At 62.9% G+C, this 25,336-nt stretch carries 24 protein-coding genes; 9 read left to right on the top strand and 15 right to left on the bottom strand.

All coding sequences use genetic code 11. From position 1 onward, the window contains the following. Window positions 1–25: 25 nt before the first annotated feature. Window positions 26–1,720: a DEAD/DEAH box helicase gene (locus AAGW05_RS10895; RefSeq protein ID WP_411804671.1), complete on the bottom strand. Its 1,695-nt coding sequence runs from the start codon at window positions 1,718–1,720 to the stop codon at window positions 26–28. Window positions 1,721–2,076: 356 nt separating this feature from the next. Further along, on the bottom strand, window positions 2,077–3,540 hold the full coding sequence (locus AAGW05_RS10890) for an RNB domain-containing ribonuclease (protein ID WP_411804543.1): 1,464 nt from the start codon (window positions 3,538–3,540) through the stop codon (window positions 2,077–2,079). 65 nt (window positions 3,541–3,605) lie between these two features. On the opposite strand from AAGW05_RS10890, the gene AAGW05_RS10885 reads away from it, so the two are divergent. Next, window positions 3,606–4,310, top strand: coding sequence for a ferritin-like fold-containing protein (locus tag AAGW05_RS10885; protein ID WP_411804542.1), 705 nt, complete (start codon window positions 3,606–3,608; stop codon window positions 4,308–4,310). Between the two features lie 29 nt (window positions 4,311–4,339). Next, complete coding sequence (locus AAGW05_RS10880) at window positions 4,340–4,969, top strand: maleylpyruvate isomerase family mycothiol-dependent enzyme (protein ID WP_411804541.1); 630 nt, start codon at window positions 4,340–4,342, stop codon at window positions 4,967–4,969. A gap of 1 nt (window position 4,970) precedes the next feature. On the opposite strand, the gene AAGW05_RS10875 is transcribed toward AAGW05_RS10880, so the two are convergent. Further along, the gene (locus tag AAGW05_RS10875; RefSeq protein ID WP_411804540.1) at window positions 4,971–5,465 is read right to left on the bottom strand and encodes an AAA family ATPase; all 495 of its coding nucleotides are present in this window, start codon (window positions 5,463–5,465) and stop codon (window positions 4,971–4,973) included. A gap of 47 nt (window positions 5,466–5,512) precedes the next feature. Next, window positions 5,513–7,528 carry an ABC1 kinase family protein gene (locus tag AAGW05_RS10870; RefSeq protein WP_411804539.1) on the bottom strand — a complete coding sequence of 672 codons (2,016 nt, stop codon included), beginning with the start codon at window positions 7,526–7,528 and terminating at the stop codon, window positions 5,513–5,515. Between the two features lie 118 nt (window positions 7,529–7,646). Here AAGW05_RS10870 and AAGW05_RS10865 point away from each other — a divergent pair, with 118 nt between their 5' ends. Next, window positions 7,647–7,811 (top strand): hypothetical protein, encoded by a 165-nt coding sequence (locus AAGW05_RS10865; RefSeq protein ID WP_411804538.1) that lies wholly within the window; start codon window positions 7,647–7,649, stop codon window positions 7,809–7,811. Between the two features lie 124 nt (window positions 7,812–7,935). Here the strand turns inward: AAGW05_RS10865 and AAGW05_RS10860 are convergent, their stop codons facing one another. Beyond that, a complete protein-coding gene (locus tag AAGW05_RS10860) occupies window positions 7,936–9,165 on the bottom strand; it encodes an MFS transporter (protein ID WP_411804537.1) in 1,230 nt (409 codons plus the stop codon). Window positions 9,166–9,359: 194 nt separating this feature from the next. On the opposite strand from AAGW05_RS10860, the gene AAGW05_RS10855 reads away from it, so the two are divergent. Then, a complete protein-coding gene (locus AAGW05_RS10855; protein WP_411804536.1) occupies window positions 9,360–9,482 on the top strand; it encodes a hypothetical protein in 123 nt (40 codons plus the stop codon). Window positions 9,483–9,487: 5 nt separating this feature from the next. Here AAGW05_RS10855 and AAGW05_RS10850 read toward each other — a convergent pair whose 3' ends face one another. The 5 genes from AAGW05_RS10850 to AAGW05_RS10830 all read right to left on the bottom strand — a co-directional run bounded on the left by AAGW05_RS10850 (window position 9,488) and on the right by AAGW05_RS10830 (window position 15,399). Then, the gene (locus AAGW05_RS10850; protein ID WP_411804535.1) at window positions 9,488–10,003 is read right to left on the bottom strand and encodes a hypothetical protein; all 516 of its coding nucleotides are present in this window, start codon (window positions 10,001–10,003) and stop codon (window positions 9,488–9,490) included. Beyond that, a complete protein-coding gene (locus AAGW05_RS10845) occupies window positions 9,996–12,026 on the bottom strand; it encodes a hypothetical protein (RefSeq protein WP_411804534.1) in 2,031 nt (676 codons plus the stop codon). Before AAGW05_RS10845 ends, AAGW05_RS10850 begins: the two co-directional genes overlap by 8 nt. 152 nt (window positions 12,027–12,178) lie before the next feature. Continuing rightward, complete coding sequence (locus tag AAGW05_RS10840) at window positions 12,179–13,912, bottom strand: hypothetical protein (RefSeq protein ID WP_411804533.1); 1,734 nt, start codon at window positions 13,910–13,912, stop codon at window positions 12,179–12,181. After that, entirely contained in the window at window positions 13,909–14,835 is a 927-nt protein-coding gene (locus AAGW05_RS10835) for a hypothetical protein (protein WP_411804532.1), read from the bottom strand. Before AAGW05_RS10835 ends, AAGW05_RS10840 begins: the two co-directional genes overlap by 4 nt. Before the next feature lie 63 nt (window positions 14,836–14,898). After that, window positions 14,899–15,399 carry a site-specific integrase gene (locus AAGW05_RS10830; RefSeq protein ID WP_411804531.1) on the bottom strand — a complete coding sequence of 167 codons (501 nt, stop codon included), beginning with the start codon at window positions 15,397–15,399 and terminating at the stop codon, window positions 14,899–14,901. Between the two features lie 303 nt (window positions 15,400–15,702). Between AAGW05_RS10830 and AAGW05_RS10825 the strand changes: the two genes are divergently transcribed. Beyond that, a complete protein-coding gene (locus AAGW05_RS10825) occupies window positions 15,703–16,137 on the top strand; it encodes a GNAT family N-acetyltransferase (RefSeq protein WP_411804530.1) in 435 nt (144 codons plus the stop codon). Window positions 16,138–16,209: 72 nt separating this feature from the next. On the opposite strand, the gene AAGW05_RS10820 is transcribed toward AAGW05_RS10825, so the two are convergent. Together AAGW05_RS10820 and AAGW05_RS10815 are read right to left on the bottom strand one after the other, a co-directional pair. After that, window positions 16,210–16,638: a GNAT family N-acetyltransferase gene (locus AAGW05_RS10820; RefSeq protein ID WP_411804529.1), complete on the bottom strand. Its 429-nt coding sequence runs from the start codon at window positions 16,636–16,638 to the stop codon at window positions 16,210–16,212. A gap of 102 nt (window positions 16,639–16,740) precedes the next feature. Then, entirely contained in the window at window positions 16,741–18,153 is a 1,413-nt protein-coding gene (locus AAGW05_RS10815) for a PLP-dependent aminotransferase family protein (protein WP_411804528.1), read from the bottom strand. Here AAGW05_RS10815 and AAGW05_RS10810 point away from each other — a divergent pair. Further along, window positions 18,152–19,093 carry a DMT family transporter gene (locus AAGW05_RS10810; protein ID WP_411804527.1) on the top strand — a complete coding sequence of 314 codons (942 nt, stop codon included), beginning with the start codon at window positions 18,152–18,154 and terminating at the stop codon, window positions 19,091–19,093. The two genes, AAGW05_RS10815 and AAGW05_RS10810, sit on opposite strands and share 2 nt — an antisense overlap. A 171-nt stretch (window positions 19,094–19,264) precedes the next feature. After that, window positions 19,265–19,537, top strand: coding sequence for a LexA family protein (locus AAGW05_RS10805; RefSeq protein WP_411804526.1), 273 nt, complete (start codon window positions 19,265–19,267; stop codon window positions 19,535–19,537). Window positions 19,538–19,570: 33 nt separating this feature from the next. Here the strand turns inward: AAGW05_RS10805 and AAGW05_RS10800 are convergent, their stop codons facing one another. Next, window positions 19,571–19,756, bottom strand: coding sequence for a hypothetical protein (locus tag AAGW05_RS10800; RefSeq protein WP_411804525.1), 186 nt, complete (start codon window positions 19,754–19,756; stop codon window positions 19,571–19,573). Window positions 19,757–19,777: 21 nt separating this feature from the next. On the opposite strand from AAGW05_RS10800, the gene AAGW05_RS10795 reads away from it, so the two are divergent. Further along, a complete protein-coding gene (locus AAGW05_RS10795; RefSeq protein ID WP_411804524.1) occupies window positions 19,778–20,818 on the top strand; it encodes a DUF4113 domain-containing protein in 1,041 nt (346 codons plus the stop codon). Window positions 20,819–20,878: 60 nt separating this feature from the next. On the opposite strand, the gene AAGW05_RS10790 is transcribed toward AAGW05_RS10795, so the two are convergent. Together AAGW05_RS10790 and AAGW05_RS10785 are read right to left on the bottom strand one after the other, a co-directional pair. After that, window positions 20,879–22,489 (bottom strand): MFS transporter, encoded by a 1,611-nt coding sequence (locus AAGW05_RS10790; protein ID WP_411804523.1) that lies wholly within the window; start codon window positions 22,487–22,489, stop codon window positions 20,879–20,881. After that, the gene (locus AAGW05_RS10785) at window positions 22,486–24,663 is read right to left on the bottom strand and encodes an MMPL family transporter (RefSeq protein WP_411804522.1); all 2,178 of its coding nucleotides are present in this window, start codon (window positions 24,661–24,663) and stop codon (window positions 22,486–22,488) included. Before AAGW05_RS10785 ends, AAGW05_RS10790 begins: the two co-directional genes overlap by 4 nt. 118 nt (window positions 24,664–24,781) lie before the next feature. Between AAGW05_RS10785 and AAGW05_RS10780 the strand changes: the two genes are divergently transcribed. Beyond that, entirely contained in the window at window positions 24,782–25,330 is a 549-nt protein-coding gene (locus AAGW05_RS10780; RefSeq protein WP_411804521.1) for a MarR family winged helix-turn-helix transcriptional regulator, read from the top strand. Window positions 25,331–25,336 lie beyond the last annotated feature (6 nt).

Below are 25,336 nucleotides of genomic sequence, written 5' to 3'. Positions count from 1 at the left end.
CTGCGGGCCAGCCGGTGGGCGGAGATTACTCGCCGGAATCCTGTGCGCCAACGACCTCGCCGTTGCGGCGGCGGGTGCGGGTGCGGCGTGCGCGCGGTGCGCCTGCCTCGGAGGCGGGGGCGGCCGCAACGGGAGCGGCGCTTTCGGCAGGAGCCCTGTCGGCGGAGGGACGACGTCGGCTGCGGCCGCCGTCGCGCTTCTCACCGGCGGGGCCCTCATCACGGCGACGCTCACCTGTGGTGTTCTCCTCACGGCGCTTGTCACCTTGGCGGGTGTCCGATCGGGCACCACCCCGGTTGCCGTCCCTGCCGCCGCCGCGCGGGGCGTCGGTCTTGGGGGAGTTGCGCTTGCCTGTCTCGCCCAGATCCTCAAGGACCTCGGCGTCAATGCCTGCGTGCGTGCGCTTGTTGCGCGGCAGACGGCCCTTGGTGCCTTCGGGGATGTCAAGGTCCGTGAACAGGTGCGGGGAGGACGAGTACGTCTCGATGGGTTCGGGAACGCTCAGGCCCAGCGCCTTGTTGATCAGGGCCCAGCGCGGCATGTCGTCCCAGTCGACGAACGTGACGGCCGTGCCCTTGTTGCCCGCACGGCCGGTGCGGCCAACGCGGTGCAGGTAAATCTTTTCGTCCTCGACGCACTGGTAGTTGACCACGTGCGTGACATCGTCGACGTCGATGCCGCGGGCTGCAACGTCGGTGGCCACGAGGACGTCGACCTTATTGTTGCGGAAGGCGCGCAGCGCCTGCTCGCGGGCACCCTGGCCCAGGTCGCCGTGGATGGCTGCTGCGGCGAAGCCACGGTCAACCAATTCCTCGGCAACCTTGGCTGCGGTGCGCTTGGTCTTTGTGAAGATGATGGAGCGGCCGCGGCCGGTGGCCTGCAGGATCCGTGCCAGGACCTCGATCTTGTCAAGGTTGTGGGCGCGGTAGATCAGCTGGCGGATGTCGCGCTTGGTCAGGCCCTCGTCATCCGGATCAGCGGCACGGATGTGGGTGGGCTGGGTCATGTAGCGCCGGGCCATGGCAACAACCGGTCCGGGCATGGTGGCCGAGAACAACAGGGTCTGGCGGACGGCCGGGGTGCCTGCGATCAAGGTTTCGACGTCGGGCAGGAAGCCGAGGTCCAGCATTTCATCGGCCTCGTCGAGGATGACCATGCGGACATTCTTCAGGTTCAGGTGGCGCTGCTTGAGCAGGTCGATCAGGCGGCCGGGTGTGCCGACAATGAGCTCGACACCCTTCTGCAGCGCCTCTACCTGAGGCTCGTAGGCGCGTCCGCCGTAGATCGTGGCGACGCGGATGCCGCGGTGCTTTGAGGCAACCGTCAGGTCGCTGGCAACCTGGACGGCCAATTCGCGGGTGGGCACGATGACCAGGGCCTGCGGTGCACCGGGTACGGCCAGCTGCTGGAAGCCCTCATCCTTGGGGGCCACGATGCGGTTCAGGGCCGGGATGCCGAAGCCGAGCGTCTTGCCCGTTCCCGTCTTGGCCTGGCCGATGATGTCGTGGCCGGTCAGGGCGATCGGCAGCGTCATGGCCTGGATGGGGAAGGGGTGGGTGATGCCGGCTTCTGACAGGGAGGAAATGATCTCGTGGTGCACGCCGAAGCTGGCGAACGTTTCCTTCTCTTCCTGGCGGGCGGGCTCGTCGCTGCTCAGGGTGCCGTCAATTTCGACGTTTTCGTTGCCGTCTTCTGCCTGCAGCAGGGAATCTGTTTCAATGCTCAAATGCTTACCGTTCAATTCGTCTATACAAGGTGCCGCCGGCCGGGCTCAACGCGGGCGCTTGAGGCCTCACGGAACCGCGAGATGGCGGCACAATCTTAGGGAAGCCGATCGCGGGCTTGCAATTTCGTGCCCTCCCGCCGTCAGAATGACGGGTGCGGGAGGAGCTGATAAGACGCGCGCAGGGGCGGGTTTGTTGAATCAAAAACTTTAATCAACGACCGGGCATCCATGTCTACACCATCAGTCTAGCGGGTCGGCACCAAATCCCTCCGCGAACGTACAGCAGATGACAGTGTTGTGCCCAAACATTGCCATCAACTGTACGTTCGGCGAAGGGGGCGGCCGCCGGCTCAGGCCGGTACGAACGTAACGCTGCGCTTGGCGATGTCGACGGCGGCGAGCCTGACCCGCACCACCGTGCCCGGTTCGAGGTCGCCTTCGCAGTAGGCGGTGACCGCGGGGGCGGCGATTTGGATGGAACTGCGGGCGGCAGCGGCCTTGGTGGTGTGGCCGTTCTTCTTCGGCCCGGCAAGCACGACGGCGTTGAACTCGCCTCCCAGCTGGTGGCTCAACAGGGCCGCCTCGACGGTGTCGATGGCGGCCTTGTCGACCTTTCCGGCGAGCTGGTTGGAGGCGGCCATGATGTCGGGAAGTTCCTCCAGCGCATCGACGGCCCAGGCCGGAACTTCCTCGCCGGCGCACAGTGCCGCGCAGATGGCCAGCACGAACCTGTCGACAAGCCGGCGAAGCGGAGCGGTGGTGTGGGCGTACGGGGCTGCGACGGCGGACTGCAGGACCTGCTCCGGAACTTCACCGTTGAAGGGCGTGTAGCCTGCGCCCCTGAACAAGGTGGAGGCAGCGTGCATGAGTGCCAGGTGCTTGGGGTCCTCCGCGGAGAGCGTGCGCAGGTATTCGCCGTAGGCCATGCCAGCGGCCCACGGTTGGCCCAGCGCCACAGTTTGCATGCGGTAGGCAGCAACCGAGACCTCATCCGGCGCGGGCATGGTGCGCAGGATGCCGACCTTGCCATCGATCATCACCTGGGCGGCGGCCATCCCCGTCAGCAGGGAAATCTGTGCGTTCCAGTCCTCGATGGGCAGGCTGGGGCGGAAGTCCAGGACGTAGCGGCCGTCCACAAACTCAACTTCCTGGGCCGGCACGTTCAGGCTTGCGCCACCCCGGGCGCGTTCCAATTCGATGCGCTTCGTCCCGATCTCAGCCAAAAGTGCCAACGTTTCGGCGTACTCCGACGGTGCGGTGCCGGCGTCGAACAAGTCTTGGGCCTGTTCGTAACCGAGCTTCGCGACGCTCCGCACCGTGGCGCGTCGGACCGAGGCGGAGGTTTGGGAGCCGTCGGCCGCAAGGTGGATTTCCCAGACGTAAGCCGAGCGGGGGTCGTCGGCAAAGAGGCTGGCGGCGCCCTCGCTCAGGGGCAGCGGGTGCAATGGGATGCGCTGGCCGGGGGTATAGATGGTCTGGCCGCGGCGGCGTGTTTCCGAATCGAGGGGGCCGCCGGCGGGGACGAATGAGGGGACGTCGGCAATGGCGTAGTGGACAGCGTAGCCGTCGCCGCTGCGCTCGAGGTACATGGCCTGGTCCAGGTCCTGCGACGTGGGCGGGTCGATCGTGATGAACGGCAGCGCCGTCAGGTCAGGGGCGGGAAGCTCGTGCCCGGCGATGACGGCGTCAACCTCAGCCAGGACCTCCGGGGTGAAATCGCCCGGAAGCTTGAATTCGTCGCCCAGGGCAGCAAGTGCATGGGCGAGTGACTGTTGCGCGGCGCTGCGTCTGACGCCAATGTGGGAGTACGGCACGGTTTCAGCGTAAACGATTCCCCCGTTTGGGCAAGGGCGGCGCGGCACGCACTACGCTGGAGCCTATGAGTATTTCAGCTTCAAACGAGGATGGTTCCGTTTCCGCAGGTGAATTGAGCGCCCGCTACGACAACTTTGTGGTGGACCTGCTGGGCAGCATCGCGTACGGGGAGCTTTCGGCGTTTGAGCGCCTGGCGACGGACGCGCAACACTCGCCGACCCTCGGTGACCGGGCTGTGCTGGGGAGAATGGCCGTGTCCGAATTCGGCCACTACGAGGCCATGTGTGCCCGGCTCAATGACATGGGCATGGATCCGGAACTGGCCATGGCACCCTACCAGCGCATGGTTGACGCGTTCCATGAGCGCACCCGGCCCGCCGACTGGCATGAGTCGTTGATGAAGGCCTATGTGGTCGAGGCGATCACCGAGGAGTTCTACACCGCCATCGCCGAGCACCTGGACCAGCCCACCCGTGAGGCAATTGCCGAGGTGCGCACCAGCGACGAGCAGGTTGCCGAGCTGACAGCACTGTTGCAGAAGATGCTGGCCGAGGACCCCCGGCTGTCCTCGCGACTGGCGTTGTGGGGGCGGCGGATGGTGGGGGAGGCCCTGGCCCAGGTGCAGCGCATTGGCGCTAAGCACAGTTTCCTTGTTGGCCTGCGCCCCGACGCAACGCAGGAACAGGCGGCCGCCGAGGTCTCAGCCATTCTCAGCGCCCTGACCCGCAACCACTCGCGGCGCATGAGCAAGCTGGGCCTCACAGCCTAGAACGTCGCTGGCAGACCTTGGGAACAAACATGAACGAAACGTGGGACGCGGTTCACGCCGAACGCGCGGCACTTGCCGCAGACCTGGCACTTCTGGGAGAGGAGCAATGGGCGACGCCGTCCCTGTGCTCCGGACTGAACGTCAGGGAAGTCCTCGCCCACCTCACAGCCGGGGCAAGCCTGGGCCCGGTGCGCTGGATGGCGGGGGTCATCCGCTGCCGGTTCGACTTCAACAAAATGGTGGCCATGCGGCTGGCCGAGCAAATGGGCGCCACCGGGGCCGAAACCCTGGAACGGTTCCGCGGCATTGAAACCAGCACCACCATGGCCCCGCTGCCAGTCCTGGCGATGCTGGGCGAATCAGTTGTCCACCCCGAAGACATCAGACGACCGTTGGGCCTCGTGCGTGCGCACCCCATCGATGTGCTGACCCGCGTGGCCGGCTACTACAGCGGCACTGACCAGGTGGTCCTGGCCAAGGGGCGCATCGGCGGGCTTGAACTTGTGGCCGACGACGGGCCCTTCACCGCAGGCACCGGCCTTGTTGTCACAGGAAGCACGTTGGCACTGATCATGGCGATGACGGGGCGTGAGGCGTACTGCGATGAACTTTCCGGCGACGGCGTCGAAACCCTTCGCGAACGGTGCCCTGCGCCCTGACTCATGGCTCCCGAACGTCCCGCAGGATTCGTTCGACTGTTTCTTCCAGGGACTCCTTCGCCGTGATGCGCTGCTCGTCGATGCCTTGCAGTGGATCCCATCCGCGGTACCAGCCGCGCATGGCATGCTCACCAAAGTCCGCCTGCTTGTGCGGCCGGGTGGCGTGCCGTCGCAGCGTCTCGTCCAGGGAGAGGTCCCAGGCGTAAAACACGCTGCGCCCCTGATGCCCGGCCCGCAGGGAGTTGAAACAACCGCTGTGGGTCTTGGCATTGAACATTCCCTCAGCGATGACGGTGCGCCCATGCCGCAGCGCCAGGGCCGCCGTCTGCTCGATCAGTTCGATGGTGAGCGGGGAGTAGTTACCGGTTTCGCCAAGAATGGTCCGGCGGAAGTTGTCCTGTTCAATCCACACCCCGGCCAGTTCCCTTTGCAGGACACGGGCCACGGCGCTCTTGCCGGAACCTGAATTACCGCGCAGCACGATGAGGATGGACATGCTTCCATCCAAGCACGGACGACGGCGGCCGGCCCGGTCTGCGGCGACTAATCCTCCACGCTGCGCTTGAAGACAAGCATCAGGGCCCGCATGCCCAACACGAAACCGCCAAAGAGCAGGACGAAACCAAGGAAGCTGTACAGCCTGATCGCGCCGGCCAGTTCCGGGCCGGCGTCGCTGGTGATGAGCATGATGGCCCCCACGACGGCCGCCCCGGCCAAGACGGCAACGATGAGCTGTTGGAACAGCCCTGTCAGGAAGTTGCGGTCGGAGGCGTGGGCCAGCACCCGCACGTTCATGGAGAAGCGGCCGTGTTCCAGGTCGTCGGTGATCCTGTTGATGCGGCGCGGGAGCCGGTTGAGCAGGGGCAGCAGCTGCAGGGCGCGTTGTTCGAGCTCGTCCTTGATGTTGCCGACCTTCACCTTGCCGTTCATGAGCCGGGCCCCTTCGGCGCGGGCGGCGGCCACAAGGTCAAGGGCGGGGTCGATGACAAGCAAGGTGCCTTCGACGGCGGCCAGGGCACGAAATGCCGCGCCGATCTGCGGCGGGACGGCGAACTGGTGGGCGATCACCAGCGAGAAGAGGTCAGCGAACATCTTCTGGCTGCCGCCGGGGCCAAAGCCTGTCCGGAACCGAGTGAGCAGTTGTCCAAGTGAACGCTCAAGGGCCCGCTCGTCCAGGTCTTCGGGACGGTCGAGCAGTTCGATGAGTGCGTCGGTGGCCCCCGCGCTGTCATGTTTGTCGATGGAGTACAGCATCATGCCCAGGGCGGTTTGTGTTGCGGGGTCAAGCCGGCCGACGGCGCCAAAGTCCAGGAGCCCCAGTTTCCCCTCGGGGGTGATGAAAATGTTCCCGGCGTGCAGGTCGGCGTGGAAGACGCCGTCGGAGATGATCTGTTCAAGTGTGGCCCCCAGCAAGGTGGCGGCCAGGGCACTGCGTTCCTCGGCGCTGAGCCGCTCTAGGATGGAGCCGGCGGAACTGACGGGCCGTCCCGGCAGCCTGTCCATGACAAGAAGGCGCTCGCCGGAGAGTTCTGGATAGGCGTGGGGGACCGCGACGGTGAACTTGCCCGATTGTGCCAGCGAATGCTCGATGCTGCGCATGTTGTCCAGCTCGATCCTGTAGTCCAGCTCCTCCTCGAGGGAATCGGCGAAGCCGCGGGCCAGGGTGTACGCGCCTAGGGACTTGCCCCACGGGGTTGTCTTGTTCAGCCAGCGGGCCAGCCGCAGGATAATGTCGGTATCGAGGCCGACCTGGTCAAGGGCGCCGGGCCGCTGGACCTTCAGGACCACATCCGTTCCATCAAGCAGGGTGGCCTCATGGACCTGCGCCACGGAGGCTGCGGCCAGCGGCACCGGGTTGACGTGGCTGAAGACTTCCCCCAGCGGACGGCCCAGCCGTTCCTCGATGGCAGTCTCGATGGATTCCCATGTTTCTGGTGCAGCCTTGGTCTGCAGTGTCTCCAACTCGCGGATGTAGGGTTCCGGCAGCAGGTCGCGCCTGGTGGAGAGCATCTGCCCCAGCTTGATGAAGGCGACACCTGCTTCGTTGAGTGCATCGCGCAGGGCCCTGGCCGTTTTTACATCGTGGTTTAAACCGTCGTTGCGGCCAAAGCCGCGCAGCCGGGAACCCAGACCGTGGCGCACGGCGATGGAGATGACTTCGGCATAGCGTCGGGTACGCCGCCGTCGAGCCTTCCCCCCGGTGAAGACCTGGCTGAAGCTTGGCAGCGTCCCCGTGGGGAATGCTGCCTCGATGAAGACCAGCGCGCCGACGCCGAGCGCAAAAATCCAGCCGACGGCCAGGATCAGGAACAGCAGCGCCACACCGGGCGCCACGTCCAGGCCGCCGGGATTCTGGTTCGTGCCGGCGCGGTACAGGTACTGCACGGTCAGGCCCATGGCGGCGCTCATGACGAATCCGACAACGATGGACCGCGGCCAGCCGATCGGCACGCCCACCACACGCCGCACCACAGTGGCGGCAAGCCAAGACTGCAGGGCCAAAAACAGCAGCCCGGCAAGGCCAATCAGGACAAGCAGCACAACATCCAGGATGGGCATCAGGACTTACACCGGCCGGCATTCATTTCGACAACGTTCACTTTGGCTCCCAGGGCGCGACAGTTCGTGACTTCACTCTAGCGGCGCCGGGCCGAGGTACGGGCGCTACGCTTGGGCCGTGGGCATCCCCATCAGCGGATGGCTGGCCGAACGCTACGGCGCACGGCGCATATTTACGGCTGCCATTGCCGTGTTCACGATCGCCTCGCTGCTGTGTGCGCTCAGCCCCAACCTTGCCTTTCTGTGGGGGCGCGGATCCTGCAGGGCCTGGGCGGAGCCATGATGGTTCCTGTCGGCCTGCTGGCACTGGATCTTTTTGATCAACGTCCCGATGGGCATCATCGCCTTCATCACCGCAGCGAAGGTTGTGCCTAGCATCAGGGTACGGAAGGTGCCGCCGCAGGGACCTACCTGCCCTGCTTCTGCCGGCCGGACGTCCCACGCCCCGGCAGCAGTGCCCGGGCCACCACTGCGGCAAGCCCTGTCAGCACCGCAAGCACCCCCGCCATGGCGCTCCAACCAAACTGTTGGAACACCAGCCCGGCGCTCCAGCCCACAACGCTGGATCCGGCGTAGTAGCTGAGGTTGTAAAGCGAGGAGGCCTGCGCCCGTCCCGTGCTGGCCATCGCCCCGGTCCAGCCGGCAGCGATGCTGTGGGCGCCAAAGAAACCTGCCGTGAACAGCACCAGGCCCACAAGGATCATGGCAACAGGGCTAGCAAGGGTCAGGGCCAGGCCCAAAATCATGACGGCGCAGGACACCAGGAGAACCGTGCGCCGGCACCAGCGGCCCGCGAGCCCGGCCACCATGCGGGAGGAGGCCGTGCCCGCCAGATATGCCAGAAAGAGCAGGGCGACTGCAGAGGCAGGGAAGAGATACGGCGGTGCCTCCAGCCGGAAGCCCAGGTAGTTGTAGACACTGACAAACGAGCCCATCAGCAGGAAGGCCTGTGCATACAAGGCCAGCAACGGCCTGCTGCGCAGTTGGGGGAGGAGCTTGCCCAACGCCGCCCCGAATCCCTGCACATGCGATGGAATGAAGCCTCGCTGCTTGGGAGCCAGCAGGAGGAATCCGGCAGTTGCGGCCGCGGCTGAGAGGGAAACCGTAAGCGTGCCCATGCGCCATCCGGCGAGGTCTGCCACAGGCCCTGCCAGCAACCGGCCGAAGAGCCCACCCAAGGTGGTTCCGCCAACGTAGGCAGCCGCCGCGGCACTGGCGCTCGCAGGGCTGACTTCCTCCGTGAGGTAGGCGATGGCCAACGCGGGGATGCCACCGAGTGCGGCGCCCTCCAGCGCCCGCAGAACAAGCAAAATTTCAAAGTTCGGGGCGGCCGGGACCAGGAGTCCAAAGATTGTTGCCAGAACGACGGCCAAGCCCATGGTGCGCACCCGCCCCCACCGGTCGGAGGCAAAAGACCATGGCAGCACAGTGATGGCCAGCGCGATCGTGGCCACTGAGACTGTCAGTGATGCCTGGGCTGCAGTCACGTTCAGTTCGCCCGAGATCAGGGGCAGCAGCCCCTGAAGGGAATACAGCTGGGCAAATGTTGCCACGCCTGCACAGGCCAACGCTGCCAGGACCCTGCGATACCCGGTGCTGCCGTGCCGGTGGCCGGCCCATGGCGATGCCACACTCACAGGGGAAGTGTCTGTGCGGGACACCTCATGCAGAGTTCACTTCATTCACACGGTCAACCCTATGGTGCCCGTCAGGATGCGTCCAATGCGCCAGCCCGGGCCTTGGTTCGGCCCCGGGCCAGCCCGGGCCCTCCCTCCCCGGCATGCTCGGTGGTACGCTTAGTGCTCGAATCTTTGTACTAGGCGGTGGTGTTGTGTTTGGCATGGACCCGACGGCGCCCAAGGTGCCCACCATGGATCCGACGGGCTTTGCCTCGCCCGCCCGCGACTACTTCCACGGCGGTATCGACCTTAATCGACACCTGATCATTCTTTAGAGGGTTCAGGGGTGTTGTGGACTTGGGCGAGGGCGCAATGGAATTATGGGAGCAGGTCCAGTTTCTGCTTTAAGTCCGTTTAACCTGCGGGTGAGCCTCCCAGTCTTGATTTGTTCTTGCCTGAGTTCTTCTTGGAGTTCGTTGATTGCCCGCTCCAGTGTTGTGCAGAGGGCCTTCCAACTTTCGGCGCGTTCATGTGTGCGCGATTGGAGTTCCCGCAGGCTGGTTGCCTCCGACTTGAGCTTTGCAATTTGCTCGTGGAGGTTCACTTCAGCTGCTGTTGGCTGATGTGCCTTGTCGCGCAGGTAGGCAAAGCGATCCTTGAGGTCGGGGGAGCGGTAGAGCACGTGGCGGCCGACTTGGGCTTCCCTGGCAAGGTCGCTGATGCTGGTAGCGCCTACGGCCACCCGCTGGGGCTGGCCGAGGAGGATTCGCTGCATCGCGGCGAGGATTGCCCGACGGGACGATTCGTCCTCATTCTCAATTTCCACATTGTCGGGGATGGCGGCCGGCTTATTCATCGCTAATGCTTTTCGGTGCTGCCATGTTGCCGCGGCAGATTCGAGTGGATCGGTGCTGGCTGACAATGAGCAGATTGCGTTCCGAACGCGCCAGGAAGGCTTGGGCAAGTGGCAAGGGGGACAGCGCCGCATTGGCCTGCAAGGACACGGCTTCGGATTCGAATTCTTGGAGTTGGCCGTCCGTGCGCGCACAGTTCAGGCAGCCGTCCACACACTCAAGGAGACTGGGCTGGTCGTCCTTTCCCGCGAGCTTGATCTTGTGGCACAAGGCCCGCCTTTCGTCGTACACACAGAGCGCCACCGCGGCCGGGTTGTCATAGATCAGCAGTGTCCGGTCTTTGCGCAGGCGACGCTCGTCAGCGGGTGTCAGGTCTCGGGGTAGCTTTTCGGTGGCCGCGAAGGCTCGATCGGCGGCGGGCCCGCTGAGACCTTCTCCGCTATCGAGCAGGCTTCGCAGGTGGTCCACGGTTCTCCGGCGGTGGGACCAGTCTTCTTCGAGCAGGAGATCGTTCATCCCGGACTTCTTGGTCCCCGCGTAGCCTCCTCCGATGACAGTGCCGAGGTGCTGGTATTGGATGGCTGTGGTCGTTTCCCCGTTGGGACGATTGTGAATAAACCACGCAAGGGTACGTCGAAATCGTCTCAACGTGATCGCTCCGTCAGGATCCTCGGGAATCTGAAGAGCCTGAGGGTTCACGCAGTGGGGGACGAGGCGCTCGTTGATGAAGGAAACGAAGTCCTTGATCCAGAGTGTCACAGTCGATGGCGCTCTCTGCCGGCCCGAATCGGAGAAGAGCAGACCATCGTTCCTGCCGAAGAGCTGGTCAAGCTGTTCCGCCACGTGGATGGCTTTCGCTGCTACAGAAATTGTTGCCCACGCCGCCTCCTGACCGCTTCCCAGGGCACCGGAATCATCGGCCCGTCTACCCTTCCATACACGGCCATGTATCAGGTGCAGTCGTGATCCACCGGGGCGTTCGAGGGGTGTTGGTGCCGCGCCGTGTTGCCACGTGCAGATTTCTTCCGGGCGGGCGCCGGTCAGGTAGCCGGCGACGATAATGGCCGCTGTGCGTAAATGGCCCAGCAATGGGCCCGGCAAGGTGTTGCGGCTGATCGAGCGGGGTTTGACATCGTAAACACCGATGGACGGGATCCACGGCCGGCCGTGAAACATGCCCTCTACCTTGAAATCAAGGGCGGTAAGGGAGTCAGCCTTCGATATATCCGGACGGATATGCATTTTTGCCAGGGCCCTGCTCAAGTAAAGTGTGTCGATCCGATGGCGATAGGAAATAACACCCCACCCAACCTCCTCGGCTCGCTTGGTGCCCGACCAAGTCGGCGCGGCGGGCAGTGGTGTCTTGGTGCGCACATATTCCTGCAGGAGAGTACGGGCTGCGTGGTACTGGCCCTCACCGGACGGCAAGTTGTCAAGCCGGGCGTGCAGGTGCTGATGGGCATCAATAATGTCGGCGGAGAATTCCGTCACGAAGGCGATTGACCATTCCAGGAGCGGTCCCATGGTGGCCTGCGATAAACGCTTCGTCGCATTTTCCCGAACACTGGTCCGAGGCTTCCACGCTTCACGATGCCAGGTGGGTTCGGGCCATTGCAGAGCTTCGGGCAGCCATGGGTTGAGGTGCCAGACACGAATCAGGCTTTCAAGGCTTTTGCGCTTCGTGTCCACGGACGAGTCGGAAGCATCCATCCTGCGCCGGCAGTCGTTGAGGTGCTCCGCATCCAGGTCGCCGGGAGTGAGGACTGGCGTGGCCGGATGCTGTTCGGACCATTCGCCAAGCAGCCAATTCACGTGGCCTTTCAGTTGGAAGAGAAGGTTTTCGATCGTCCCGACTTGCGGCCATTTGACATAGTTGCCGTGGGCCTCGTCCCTAAGGATCTCAGGATTCCCGTGGTTGATCAGGGCATAGGCGATGTGTTTCGCAGAGTCACGGAACGCCACCGGCCAGCCATCGAACCGGAGCCGGGGCAAGGGACGTGAGGGATCGCTGGCCAGCGCATTCATCGGCCACATATCCGCACCGAACGGTGCAATTACCGCGTCGTGGTGGATGCGATTCCTGGAAATGCATGGAGTGGCGACGGACGGATAATCGAGCAGGGGTGCGTCGTGGAATGCGGTGCCAACTAGACTCTCCGCCTGGCCATGCTACTGGGTCATCGAGGTCCTTCCTGCCGCAAGGCTGCAATAATTGTTGGCCGATGAGCTTTGATCTGATCAGCGGCCGCCAGTCGTTCCGCCGGGGAATGGCGTTCGACTATCGCCCGGAGCATGTAATAGCGACGAGCAAACTTCCTCTCCCACGCATCGCCCAGGGCGTCCCTGAGTTCTTCCAACACATCCAGGGCAGCCAGCTGGCGGGGCAACAGGCGCGAGACTGTGGCTGCGTTGTCGCAGTCGAGGCAATCGAGAAAGGAAAAGTAGCCAGTCGTGCAGGGCATCCCTGTCGTTGGTTTGATTTCCGGGTCTCGACAATTGGCAATGAGCGCGTCCTTCGACTCGCCGGAGTCCTGCCCTTCACACATCCGGTTCTGCACTTCAAGGCGTGCCCGATCCATGGCCGCCTGGATGCCGCGGGTGGCTTCGAGCTGTTGTTCTGCCAGGGCGAGAGCGTCGGTCCGGACGTAGTGGAGGTAGGTGGCCGGATTGTGATCGGTGGACTCCTTGGCAACGCCTTGGTCGGGGACGCTGCGGCGCAGGCGTTGGAAATCAATGCGTATTCCTTCAGGAATCCAGGATGCTCCGTTGCCGCTTCGGGCTCCCACACCCTTTTGATGTGTTGCTGCGGGGATACCGAAGTGGGGCTTGTTCGCGGTGAAAGGCCACCGGATGAGCAGCCGCTGGGAGGGCTGGTGATTGTGGGCCAGCCACACACGTGCCGGCTCTGTCGCTTCGGCGATCATGCGGACGTCCGTGGCTGCCTGGTCGTTTTGATCGATATTGTCCGTGAGGATCTCGGGCCAAAACCGTAGCCCGGGTCCCCGGCGTGGTTTGTCGAGGCCAAGCTGTACAGTGTCGGCATCAATCTCGACGGGCGTTCCCGACATGACGATGGGAGAGAGGTTCAACCCCCGGTGGCAGGCCATCAGGACCGCGGCGGCCAGGGCCTCGTCACCGTCTAGGAAAAGGTGTCGACGGACCGCGAATCGTTGACGGTAGTCATGCGGGCCCAAGGCGGCCAACGACCGGAATCCGGCCTTGCTTTGGGGCATTCCCAGGGTCATCAACTCGTGTAGGGCAAGGCTCTTGGCAATGTCTGGCGCATTGCCTGCATCATGTTCAAGCGCTTCCAAATGCGCTGCATGAATGCGGGCATGTGCCTCTTCCACCACTTTCCGGGCCGCATTGCGGATCCTCACAAAGTCACGCTTGGAATACCTTTCAATCTGTGTTTCTGGCTTCGACCATCCTTGCCTCTTGTTGATCTCCCGGCGTGTTGCATCGGACGTAGTCCCTGCAAAGCGCAACAGCGTGCGCATCCTGTTGAAGTAATCGTCCACAGTGGTGCGCGATTGCAACCGGAGCAGTTCGGCGTGGTAGCCGCGTAAATGGAAAGGGGTGATCTCGGCGATGAATTCCAACCGGGAAACCGGCCGATCGGCGCTGAGCTCCTCCACGTACCTGAGGAAGGACGACAGTGCCCGCTTGATCGCCAAAACACTGGATGTTCTCCGCCCGCCCTTTTCGCTGGCACTCCAGGCAAGAACTGCTTGTGCGAAATTCCCGCGCAGAGTCTCAGCCCCCGCCATTTTTGACAGGTCCATGCGATAGTTCGGGGCGTCTTCAAGGTGCAGTGTGATGGCCAGGCCTGAGCCTGCATCGACGGAAGAACCGGAAGGGCCGGAAGCCTGCAGCCCTGGGGGCGGCTGCGCCGCCCGTTGTCCGCTCATGAGGTGTGGAAACCGATCAGCGGATTCGTCGCTGACACGCTGTCCCACATCTGTTCAACGCTGGCGCCCCGCAGCAAGCTTGATCGCCGCAACCCCTTAACAGGTTCCAGATACACCCGTTTGGTTGTCTCAACAGATGAGTGGCCAAGCAGGTCCCGTACCTCGTCGAAAGCTTGGACGTAATTCATGACCGTGAATGGTGACGCGTCGTCAAATCCGAGATGTTCATCAATGGCCCGGATGCCGGCCAGGAGCACAAACAGGGCAAAAGTGAACCTTAGGGAGTGCGGGGTCACCTTCACCGTTGGCGAAACAGATCCCAGCATCGTGCGGGCCGCCGTCACGCGATCGTTGGCCGTATCAAAGACCTTGTCCCACGAGGCTATCTGCAAGGGACTTCCGTCCTCCTTCAGCCACAGCCAGACCGGCTCAATGCCCTGGTCCTTGGCGAGATACAGGCTCGCCCGGACCCGCGCCGGTATCGTTTCCACGGGTAAGACACGGCCATCGGTCAACCGGACGCGCTGGCCGGAGCGGCTTTGGAGTATCTCAACGACGTCGAGCCTACCTTTGACGTTTTCGTAGCGGCCCGCGGTTTGTGCTCGCCGGATGGCATCGGCGCGTTCCCCGACCTTGTATTGGTGCAGGCTGGCCAGGCCAAGGTCGTTCATCACCCTGTAGTGCCGTCGCACGCGACCCTTGCCGACGACCGGGACCTCCTCCTGAACGCTCGTAGTGGTCTCAAATAACAGCAGCTTCGCTGCTTCATCCAGCCTGAGCCCGGTCGTCACCAGGTAGTCAGCAAAGGCAACATTGCGTGCGGTGTTGCGGGATCTCGCTGCCACATTTGGCAGGCCCGCCACAGGCCGCCCTGTACCGTCTCGCTGGGCGTCGTAACCTCGCAGGCCAACGTCCCTCCACATCGCATACTCCCCAGGAGTGATCCACCGGTCACGGGATGTCCGCGAGTTCTTCTCGCGATGCCCTCACACGGCGCCTGGGTCCAGGAGCCGGTCAGCGGTTCCTGCCGGATTGTGTTCCGTCCAGCCTTCTTTTGTCGCCCACTCATAAAAGTGCCGCAGTGCGGCCCAACCTTTGTTCCACGTTGCCGGGCTGACCAGTTTCGGATTATGGGCATCGTAGACGCGCCAAATCTGGAAAGCACGAACGTGCGAATGCTTTGCTTCAAACCATTCGACATCTTGGGTGCCAAGGAAGGTGAACCACGTCTTCAGCTCCTTGGCGTAGGTCAGCGCCGTTGATGTACGGTCGGAGGGGTAGGCCTCCCTGAAGTAGTCGCCGAGCCTGTAGTCCACGAGCACAGGCGACATGAGGATGGGCTGGCCGGGAACGATGCCCACCGCAGCTTCACGGTCCGCGACGTTGTGCCACTCTTCGGCCAGCGGATGAAATCCGCGAGGAACCTGTGAGGGCCCGCCAGAAATCGCAATCACCCATGAGACCATCACGCTGTCCGCCGCGTCCATAAGCCACATCCTAGACACCCAAAGGTGAGATCGATCGGCGGCGCGCGCGGACGCCCGTGACCTATCGATAGGTCGATCTGTGCTGATCCGTCATGCACGTGAATTCCGGAATTTGCGCCTGAATGCGCCAGCTCTGTCGGAGAATAGTCCTAGTTTGGCCCCGGACTCTCCCGAACGCGGCAAGCAATGCCTGTGACGCTCAGGCAGGTTTGCCGTGCGATACTTCCTCGCATGGAATGTAAATTATCGATGCGGTGAGCGACAAGCTCTTCGGCTCAGTCGATCGTTGACCTGCGCGACGCTTTGGCAAGGTGGCAAGTGGAGCGATGTATCCAGCAGTGGACGCCAGGGGAAGTTGAAGTCAACGACGTTCTCGAACAGGTGGGTCGGGATGAGTGGTGGGTCGATTCGGATTTCGGTGCGATACGGGCGGCCATACGCTTGTCAGAGGCCGATGACCTGGTTTGGCCGCGCAGCGACGACAGAGCCGGCTATATTCATGGCCTCATGGTTGCCCGCGAGGCTGCGGGCCGTGGGCTTGGTTCCCAGACCCTAGGCTGGGCTGAGAAGGAGATTGTCGATCGAGGTCTGCACCTTGCCCGATTGGACTGTGTGGCCACGAATGTCGTACTTCGCTCGTTCTACCGGGCGCGCGGATTCGAAGAACGCGGCATCATGGATTTCGGTTCAGGGTCGAAATGGCATCCCGTGATGCGCTTCGAGAAACGACTCTCCTAGCATCCTGATAGACCCATGTGGCTTGGGCAACGACAGCTGTCAAAAAACGACCGGTCAGGGTTCCGTTCTCCATCATGAGCGTACCCAAGGCAGTTCCATGCCGCTTGACGGGGATATTTCTGAGAAACCTGTCTGCTCGTACAGTCGCCTGCCTGGAGGATCGGCGATCAAGGTGATGTACGGGTTCTCAGGGGCCTGCTCGCGAATTTGAGCAATTAACGTGTCGAGGATCAGCCTCCCCAGTCCTCTGCCTTGGAATTTTGGCAGCGTCGCCATATCCGCGATGTGAAAGCACCAGCCGCCGTCGCCTATCACGCGGCCCATGGCCACGGCGTGATGGGTATCCCTGTCCCGAACATGGCAAAAGAACCAGCTTCCGGTCAAAGCGGCGGCACCCTGCTCGGGTGACTTCTGCGATAGGCCCGCCTTCATTCGCAGAGCGAGATAATCTTCCAACTCGGGGTGATCTGCAATCAGCTCAAAGTTCTCGAAAATGTTCATGCCGCCAGTCTTACATCCCTACCCCGCGCACCCATCCCGCTCAGCCTTCCCATTACGGACTGGGAGTTGTTGCGCAGGCGGGTAATGAAAATGACCGGGTATCTAGTGTTTGTTGTGTTTGAGTGCTTGGCCGAGGACCCGCATGCCTTTCGGGTAGGCGCCCGGGTTCGGCCCCGAGTAGTTTAGGCGGATAAACGGTCCGGTGGGTTCGGCGGGGAACCATTCGTTGCCGGCGGCGATGATGACACCGGCACTCTCGCAATCCTTGGTCAGCTGTTCGAGGTTGGTTTCATCGGGCAGGCGCAACCAGAGGTTCAGCCCGCCCTTGGGGATGTTTTCTATATGGGCCTGTGGGGCATGCTCGTGCACGCCCCTAACCAATAGGTCGCGACGTGCTTGAAGCTGGTGGCGGAGATTGCGCAGGTGTGTTTGCCAACCGGGCTGCGTGACGACATCCAGCGCAGCTGCCTGAAGAATCCCGCTGACATACATCGTTTCGGCGCCTCTGTCTGCCAGGATGCGGTCGCGGGCCGGGCCACGTGCAATGACGGCAGCAATGCGAATGGCCGGGGAGACGCTCTTAGTCAGGGATCGAAGGTAGATGACGTGGCCGGAATCATCACGCGCAGCCACGGGTGCGGGGCTGGTGTTGATGCCGAAGTCGTGGGCCCAGTCGTCTTCGAGAAGGAACGCACCGTGCTCGCGAACGACGTCCAATATTTTGTTTGCCAGCCCCGGGGACCATTGCGCCCCGGTGGGGTTGGCATAGTTGGGTTGCGCGTAGAACATACGCGCTCCGCTTTCCTCGAAGGCCCTGGACAGTTCGGTCGGATCGGGCCCCTCGGGGCCGCTGGGCACGGGGATGAGCCGGACGCCGGCGTTCCGCGCGGCCAGGATGGCCCCCCAGTAGGTCGGTGACTCAATGAGCAAAGGCTGTCCAACGCCCACCAGCGCACTGAAGATCGAGCTAAGTCCGCTCTGGCTTCCCGGCAGCACGATGACATCACTTGGGGTCGGCGGGTTGATCCCGGCGGGCGTGGATGCGCCAAGTTCGCGGGCGAACCATGATTGCAGTTCCGGTAGACCGGCCACGGGCGGGCGGGACAGGGCCGCATCTCCCCGGGCGGCCCGGGTCAGGGCTGACTGTACGAGGCGCTCGGGCAACAGCGCCCGGTCCGGATAGCCCGAGTGGAAGGAAATGGCTTCGTTGGAGACGCTGCGCATCGCGGACGAAGTCGACGGCAGAATCACCTGGGGCGATCCCAAGGCAGCGCTCTGCCACCCGTAGTCCGAGGGGCGTGCCGTTCGCACGGCCCGAACGAATGTCCCCACACCCGGTTGGCTCTCTATCAACCCTTCCATGGTCAGGGTCTGCAAGGCTTTCTGAACCGTGACGGGGCTAGCCTGAAACTCAGCAACCAGCGCCCTGGTCGACGGCAAACGGGATCCCGGCGACGACGTAGAGATCCGTTCCTTGAGTCGCGCCACAATTCGCGAGCTGCTATCGTTGTTCATGGATACCAATGGTAGCGCTACTCTTACTTTGAGCCCACCGATACCGCATCGTGCATCTAACGGCCTCTGGTGGGGCCTGCTGGGTGTAGCGGCTTTCTCGTTCACCGTCCCACTTACGCGGGTGGCCGTTGGCGGGCTGTCCCCGTTATTTGTCGGTTCAGGCCGCGCGGTCGTCGCAGCGGTTCTTGCCGCACTGGCTCTGGCCCTCACCCGTCAGCACCTTCCTCGCGGAAAACAGTGGCTTCGGTTGGCCATGATTGCCGGCGGCATCGTGGTGGGCTTCCCGCTACTCACCTCCTTCGCCCTCACCTCGGCTCCGGCCAGCCATGGCGCCGTCGTCATCGCGCTGCTTCCCGCCGCAACCGCAACTGTTGCGGTCCTCCGCGGACGCGAACACTCCTCGAAAGCCTTCTGGGCGGCCACTATCATCGGGGCGCTGGCGGCCATCGGATTCGCCTTCCTCCAGTCCGGGAGCCTCGGGGCCATCGGCTGGAGTGACCTCCTGCTATTCGGCGCTGTGATAGCTGCGGCCATAGGATACGCCGAAGGAGGCCTGCTTGCTCGTGAACTCGGTGCCTGGCAAACCGTGTCTTGGGCCCTGGTGCTCGCCTCCCCGCTCATGGTCACCTTGAATGGATTCGCCATGGTCCAGCAGCCCCCGTCGGCAGCACCTGTTCAATGGGCCGCATTCGCTTACCTGGGCGTCATCAGCATGTTTCTGGGCTTCTTCGCCTGGTACCACGGACTCGCCATCGGGCCCATGGCCCACGTCAGCCAGATCCAACTCATCCAACCCGTCCTCAGTATTTGCTGGGCATGGCTCCTGTTGGGCGAGGCCCTGACGTGGGTCACCATCTCGGGAGGACTCGCCGTCATCGTCTGTGCCGGTTTTGCCGTCCGCGTCAGGCTCAGCCCGTCCCGGCAGCCGAGGAATTCCTGATCGTACCGCTCAACGTTTCCCTCGCGGAACGGGTGCACTGCCAACCCTGCCGTTTGGCGTCCTTCCCAAGGGCTTTCGAAGTAGAGGAACGGTTCCGCGATCTAACAACAAATCGGCTAGAACAGGCACTTTCTACAGAGAATCATTAGGGACCGGACCAGCACGTTCATCATGCGCGTGGCCGGGGACTCCATGGTCGGCGCCGGCATCGCTCATGGAGATGAAATCATTGTTGACAGGGCCCTCACCCCGCGCGACGGCTCAGTGGTGGTTGCCGTCGTCGAAGGTGAACTGTTAATTCGCCGGCTTTCAATGCACGACGGCGTGACCTCCCTTGTTGCCCACCCACCCAACGCCCCGTCCGTGGCTGCCGAGGTGACGTCCTTGGACGCAGACATGTCTGTCTGGGGTGTTGTCACCCGCTGTCTGCACCACGTCATGTAGCCAGGAGCCATGGAACGCTTGCAGGCCATCGCCTTAGTTGACGTGAACTTCTATGTCAGTTGTGAGCGGGTCTTTGACCCGTCGCTGGAGGGCCGCCCCGTCGTTGTCCAACAACGACGGCTGCGTCGTGGCGCGCTCGGCCGAGGCGAAGGAGCTGGGCATCGCGACAGGTGCGCCCTGGTTCAAAATCCAGTCGCAGGCGAAGGGGGCTGGTGGCACGCTCGAGCAACTACGAATTAATTGTATGGGGATCTGAGCGCACGGGTCATGGAGGTCGTTGGCCGTTTTGGCACGTGGCAGGAGGTCTACTCGATCGATGAATCGTTCGCGGGCCTCGTGGGTGACCCCGCCCAGTTGCAGGCCGCCGGGCGCGACATCCGTGCGGCCGTGATGCGCCACGTCGGAGTTCCCGTCTGCGTTGGCGTGGCCGGCACGAAGACGCTGGCCAAGTTTGCCAACCGGATCGCCAAGCAGAACCCTGCGCTGGGCGGTGTCTGCGCACTTGCATCCATGCCTGCGGGGCACATCGAGGGCGTCCAACAGCGCGTTCCCGCCTCCGGGCTGTGGGGCGTTGGCGGCAAGACGGCAAGCAAGCTGAAGATGATGGGCATTGAATCAATTGCCGATCTCAAGGCCGCCGACCCCGCCTTGATCCGCAAGAAGTTCTCCGTGGTGCTCCAGCGGACAGTGCTGGAATTGAACGGCACAGAGTGCATTCCCCACACCGAGGAACGCGTCGACAAGCAACAGATCATGTTCTCGCGCAGCTTCTCCACGCCGGTCACCACGGTTGAGGGCATGGAACAAGTCATGGCCATCTATGCCCAACGCGGTGCAGCCAGGCTTGCTGAGGAAGGGCTGATGGCCACGTCCATGACTGTCACGGCCGGCACCAGCCGCTTTGCCGCAGGCGAGGGCAGCTTCCCCGCTGCCACGATCCGATTTACGACGCCGACCCAGGACCCCATAGCGATGGTGCGGGCAGCCGTGGCCGCCATCCGGCAAAGCACCGTTCCCGGGGCCGCCTACCTGCGCGCCGGGGTCATGTTCAACGGGCTGGAACCGGCTGCCGCATCAGGCATGCTCGATGTTTTTGGCACCGAAAACAGCCAGCCCGATGTGGGAGGTGTACTGGGGGAGGTGCGCAGCAAGTTTGGCAGCACGGCCATCGGCATCGGCATCGGAGGGTTGGCCGAGGCACCCCAGTGGTCCATGAAACGCGAACATTCCTCGCCCCGGTACACCACCGAATGGTCGGAACTGCCGGTGGTTCGTGCCTGAGCTGAGTTGGCAGGCGCGCTGCCTTCGGCTTCAGTCAGTTTTCCCGGGGCCTGGTTTACACTAACCGTTCCGCAGCTTTTCCATCTCGAACTCCTCGGTGCGGGCCTGTCCGGACAGGCGGAAGGTCGCGAGCAGCCCCAGCACCAAGAATCCCGAGGCCGCGAAGGCCGAGTACCTCGTGCCGTCGCTGAACGCCGCACGTGACGCCTCGCCCACCTTCGGATCCTTGGCCGCCAGTCCGGGAATTGCGCCACCGGCACTGACCACCACCGTGTCAACGATCGCAGTGCGGGCGGACTCTGGCAGTAAAGGCGTTTCTTCGGCCAGCCTGGCGTTCAGGGACGTGCCGACTGAGGTGAAAAGAATTGTCCCGAGAATGGCAATTCCCAGCGCAGAACCGATTTGCCGGGCCGTGCTGGCAGTTCCGGAACCTTGGCCACTCTTGTCCACGGGGACGTCCTTGAGCACCACGCCGGTTAGCTGTGCGGTGGCCAGGCCCACGCCGAAGCCGTAGATAAACAGGAACGGGGTGATGGTCAGCCATGTGGAGTTGGCTGAGATAACAAGGCCTAATCCAGCCACACCGAGAATTTCAGCGGCAATGCCGATGCGCACAATAGCCACGGGGGAGATTTTATCCAACACCACGCTGGAGAGTGCGCTGGCTGCAAACGATCCTATGGCCAAGGCCAACAGCACCAGTCCGGTCTGCAGTGCGTTGTAGCCGATGACGTTCTGCAGCCACAACGGCAGTGAGAGGATGATGCCGAATTCGCCCAGAGAAACGATCATTGCTGCGATGTTTCCGTTGCGGAAGGACGGGATGCTGAACAGGGCGAAGGCCAGCAGTGTTGTCTTGCCGGCTCGCTGGCGATGGCGTCCCCACCAGGCAAAAGCGATGCCGGAGGCCACGGTGACGGCGAAGGCCAGCGGTATGGGGGAGAGGGCAAAGGGCCACGTCCACGTGCCAAACGTGGGAGCTTTCCCGGCATTGACCAGCCACCAGCCATAGCTGCGGCCCTCAATCAGGCCAAAAACCAAGGATGCGCTGGCGATGACGGAGAGCACGGCGCCGACTATGTCGATGCGGCGGGGATCTGCAGAATCCTGTGACTCGGCCACGCACAGCAATACGCCGATGATGATGACCACGGCCAGTGGCACATTGATCCCGAACGCCCAACGCCATGAATAGGAGGTGGTGAGCCAGCCGCCCAGCAGTGGGCCCACCGCAACCATGCCACCGATCGTGGAACCCCACACAGCGAAGGCAATGCCACGTTCCCTCCCCTGGAAGGTGGCATTGATCAGCGACAAGGTGGTGGGCAGCACCATGGCGCCGCCAACACCTTGAATGATTCGGGCGAGAATGAGCAGGTCACCGGACAGGGCCAGCGCCGCGAAGATCGAAGCTGCGGCGAAGATGACCACACCGGTTACCAGCATTCGCCGTCGTCCGTAGCGGTCGGCCAGGGTTCCAAAGACCAGCAGCAAGGCGGCGAAGACGAGCGTGTAGCTCTCCTGCACCCACTGCACCTGGGTGGAGGAGATGTCCAGGTCGCGAACAATGGAGGGAATCGCCACATTGACGATCGTCGAATCGACAATGATCAACGCCACAGCGATGCTGATGAAGACCAGTCCCGCCCAGCGGCGGCGCAAGCTTGTCATCGGTTTTCCCCGTTCAGTGGTTGGTGCGAGAGCTTGGAAGGCCACCAAATTGCCCGGCCAATGTCATAGGAGAGGGCCGGCACCAGCAGCGAACGCACGACGACAGTGTCCAGCAACACGCCGAAAGCGACGATGAAGGCAATCTGGGCCAGGAAGAGGATCGGAATCACGGCCAGGGCGGCAAAAGTGGCAGCCAGCACCACACCGGCTGAGGTGATGACGCTGCCGGTCATACCCAGCCCCCGCAGGATTCCCGGCCGGGTGCCGATCCGCAGCGACTCTTCCCGCACCCGGGTCATGAGGAAGATGTTGTAGTCAACACCCAGAGCCACCAGGAACACGAAGCCAAACAGCGGAACCGCTGCATCGGCACCGGGGAAATGGAACACATGGTTGAAAACAACCGCAGAGACGCCCAGGGCTGCCACATAAGAGATGACAACGCTGGCCACCAGCAGTACCGGCGCTACAACGGAGCGCAGCAACAGCATGAGGATTAGCAAGATGACCAGCAACACGATCGGAATGATCTTGACCAGGTCGCTCTGCGCCGTCGTGTTGGTGTCCAGGGCAATTGCTGTCACGCCGCCCACCAGCACTCCCTGATCAGCTGCGGGGAGAGTGGTGCGCAAGGTGCGTACCACTTGTTCTGCCGCCGATGAATCAGGCTCCGAAGTGAGCACGGCATTGATGATCACGTTGCCCTCGCGCACCACAGGAGCCGCTTCGGAGCCGGGGCGGACATTCCCGGCATAAATCGACGCTGAGTTGATTCCTGCGGTGGCTTCGACGGCCTTCAGTACGGCGTCGGCCCTTCCCTTCTCGGACACGATCACCACGGGGCTCCCGGCCCCGCTGGGGAAATGTGCAGCGGAGACTTTCTGCCCGGCCGCGGCCTGAGACTGGGTGAGAATGATTTCGCTCTGCGGGACACCGTTGGCCTGCAGCTGCAGGACGCCTAGGCCGCAGGCCACCAGGACAACCAAGGAGACCACCCAGGTTAGCCTGGGCCTTCGCGAAACCACCGTCCCCACCCTCTTCCACAGCCCGGAGATGCCCTCCAGCCCGTGGACAGCAGGGGTGGCTGCACTGTGGGCGTGCTCACGGGCGTGCTCAAGTCGGGGGCGGAAGGGCCAGAACGCGGCGCGGCCGAACAGGACGAGCAGCGCCGGTAGAAAGGTCAGTGAGGCGAGCAGCGCAAAAACAATGCCGATGGCCGCGATGGGTCCCAGGCTCCTGTTTGAGTTCAAGTCCGAGAACAGCAGGCACAACAGGGCAATGATCACTGTGGCCCCAGAGGCGGCTATGGGTTCCAGGGCTGCACGCCAGGCCCGGCCCATGGCAGCCCATTTTGATTCGACGTGTCGCAGGGACTCCCGGAATCTGGCCACTAAAAGCAGTGAGTAGTCGGTGGCGGCGCCAATGACAAGAATGGAGAGGATGCCTTGGCTCTGTCCGCTGAGCTTGATCCAACCCCAGCTGGCAAAGGCATATACAAGCAGGATCGCGGCAGAGAGGGCAAAGATCGAGGTGAGCAGCACCAGGAAGGGAAGCACAATGGAGCGGTAGACCAGCAGCAGGATCAGGAAGACCGCCCCACCGGCCACCAGGAGCAGGATGCCGTCAATACCGCCGAAAGCGTTGACCAAATCAGCGGTGAGTCCCGCAGGGCCGGTGACGTATGCGGTGACGGAGGAGGAGTCCGCCGTGCCGGCCACCGCACGAAGATCGGCAACAACGGTGTTCACGTTGTTCGTGTCGCTGATGGGCACGATGAACTGAATCGCTTTGCCGTCCTTTGAGGGGATGGGGCCGGCGATTGAACTTGTGGCCGGGGAAACCGCGGCCTCCACGCCCTGAACTGCTGCGAACCGTGGCGTCAATGCAGCGAAGCTCGCCAACTGTTCCGGGGTCAACGCCGTCTCGGAGGCAATGACCACAATCGCCGGGATGGCCTTTGAATCCGTGAACTTCTGCTGCCAAGTGTTCACCTCGGTGGACTCGGCGCTGGCGGGCAGGAAAGCAGCCTGGTCATTGCTGGAAACGGAGGAGAGCTTGCCAAATGTGGGTCCTCCAACGCTTGCAGCACCCAGCCAAACAATCAGCAGGACTGCCGGCAGGAGGATGCGCAGCCATCGCGCGGGACGCCAGTCGCGGCGGGATTCATTCGTCATTGTCGATCCATGCCTTCTCGGGATGCGGTGTTGCCTGGGGTTTCTGAATAAATGCTAGATAGGTAGATAATCTAATAAGTAGCTAGGTAAGCATTGTATTTGGCTATATAATACACTCATGTCCGAGTCACGCAACACCCCTCCGAGCACCCTTGATTCGATGCTTGACCCCAGGATCATCGACCCGAACAATGAGCTGGTTGAGCATTCGTCCCTGGGTGAGGATGATCTTGCCCAGATCGTGCGTGTGCTGGTGGGCGTCAGGCGCTGGCGTGAGGCAGAAGCTGCCCTGAGCGTGGAATCACGCAACCACATGAAGTTGAATGAGACTGATATGAAGGCGCTGCGTTTTCTGGTCATGTCCAAAAATCAGGGCTTGATCGCCACCCCTGGCCTGTTGGCGGAGCACCTGGAGATCTCCACCGCAGCCACTACCAAGCTCTTGGACCGCCTGGCGGCCGCCGGTCACATAGTGCGCTCACCACACCCCACAGATAGACGGGCCGTGGTGGTCACGATTACCTCTGAAACGCACGAGCAGGTACGCAACACTGTGGGCCGCAGCCATGCCCGCCGATTCGACGTGGCTGCACGGTTGGCGCCGGAGGAGCGGGAAGTCGTCATTCGTTTCCTCAACGACCTCAGCGACACCACCTCCACCCCGTAGGCTCGG

It is taken from the genome of Arthrobacter sp. LAPM80, from assembly GCF_046736435.1.
Classification (GTDB): domain Bacteria; phylum Actinomycetota; class Actinomycetes; order Actinomycetales; family Micrococcaceae; genus Specibacter.
Note: the sequence above shows the minus strand (reverse complement) of the source record. Positions and strands in the feature narration are given on the sequence as shown.

Coding starts and splice junctions, on each gene's coding strand:
- AAGW05_RS10885 (WP_411804542.1), top strand. CDS start 3,606: ATGAGTATTTCAGCTTCAAACGAGGATGGTTCCGTTTCCGCAGGTGAA.
- AAGW05_RS10880 (WP_411804541.1), top strand. CDS start 4,340: ATGAACGAAACGTGGGACGCGGTTCACGCCGAACGCGCGGCACTTGCC.
- AAGW05_RS10875 (WP_411804540.1), bottom strand. CDS start 5,465: ATGTCCATCCTCATCGTGCTGCGCGGTAATTCAGGTTCCGGCAAGAGC.
- AAGW05_RS10870 (WP_411804539.1), bottom strand. CDS start 7,528: ATGCCCATCCTGGATGTTGTGCTGCTTGTCCTGATTGGCCTTGCCGGG.
- AAGW05_RS10850 (WP_411804535.1), bottom strand. CDS start 10,003: ATGAATAAGCCGGCCGCCATCCCCGACAATGTGGAAATTGAGAATGAG.
- AAGW05_RS10845 (WP_411804534.1), bottom strand. CDS start 12,026: ATGAATGCGCTGGCCAGCGATCCCTCACGTCCCTTGCCCCGGCTCCGG.
- AAGW05_RS10840 (WP_411804533.1), bottom strand. CDS start 13,912: ATGAGCGGACAACGGGCGGCGCAGCCGCCCCCAGGGCTGCAGGCTTCC.
- AAGW05_RS10835 (WP_411804532.1), bottom strand. CDS start 14,835: ATGTGGAGGGACGTTGGCCTGCGAGGTTACGACGCCCAGCGAGACGGT.
- AAGW05_RS10830 (WP_411804531.1), bottom strand. CDS start 15,399: ATGGACGCGGCGGACAGCGTGATGGTCTCATGGGTGATTGCGATTTCT.
- AAGW05_RS10820 (WP_411804529.1), bottom strand. CDS start 16,638: ATGAACATTTTCGAGAACTTTGAGCTGATTGCAGATCACCCCGAGTTG.
- AAGW05_RS10810 (WP_411804527.1), top strand. CDS start 18,152: ATGGATACCAATGGTAGCGCTACTCTTACTTTGAGCCCACCGATACCG.
- AAGW05_RS10815 (WP_411804528.1), bottom strand. CDS start 18,153: ATGAACAACGATAGCAGCTCGCGAATTGTGGCGCGACTCAAGGAACGG.
- AAGW05_RS10805 (WP_411804526.1), top strand. CDS start 19,265: ATGCGCGTGGCCGGGGACTCCATGGTCGGCGCCGGCATCGCTCATGGA.
- AAGW05_RS10790 (WP_411804523.1), bottom strand. CDS start 22,489: ATGACAAGCTTGCGCCGCCGCTGGGCGGGACTGGTCTTCATCAGCATC.
- AAGW05_RS10785 (WP_411804522.1), bottom strand. CDS start 24,663: ATGACGAATGAATCCCGCCGCGACTGGCGTCCCGCGCGATGGCTGCGC.
- AAGW05_RS10780 (WP_411804521.1), top strand. CDS start 24,782: ATGTCCGAGTCACGCAACACCCCTCCGAGCACCCTTGATTCGATGCTT.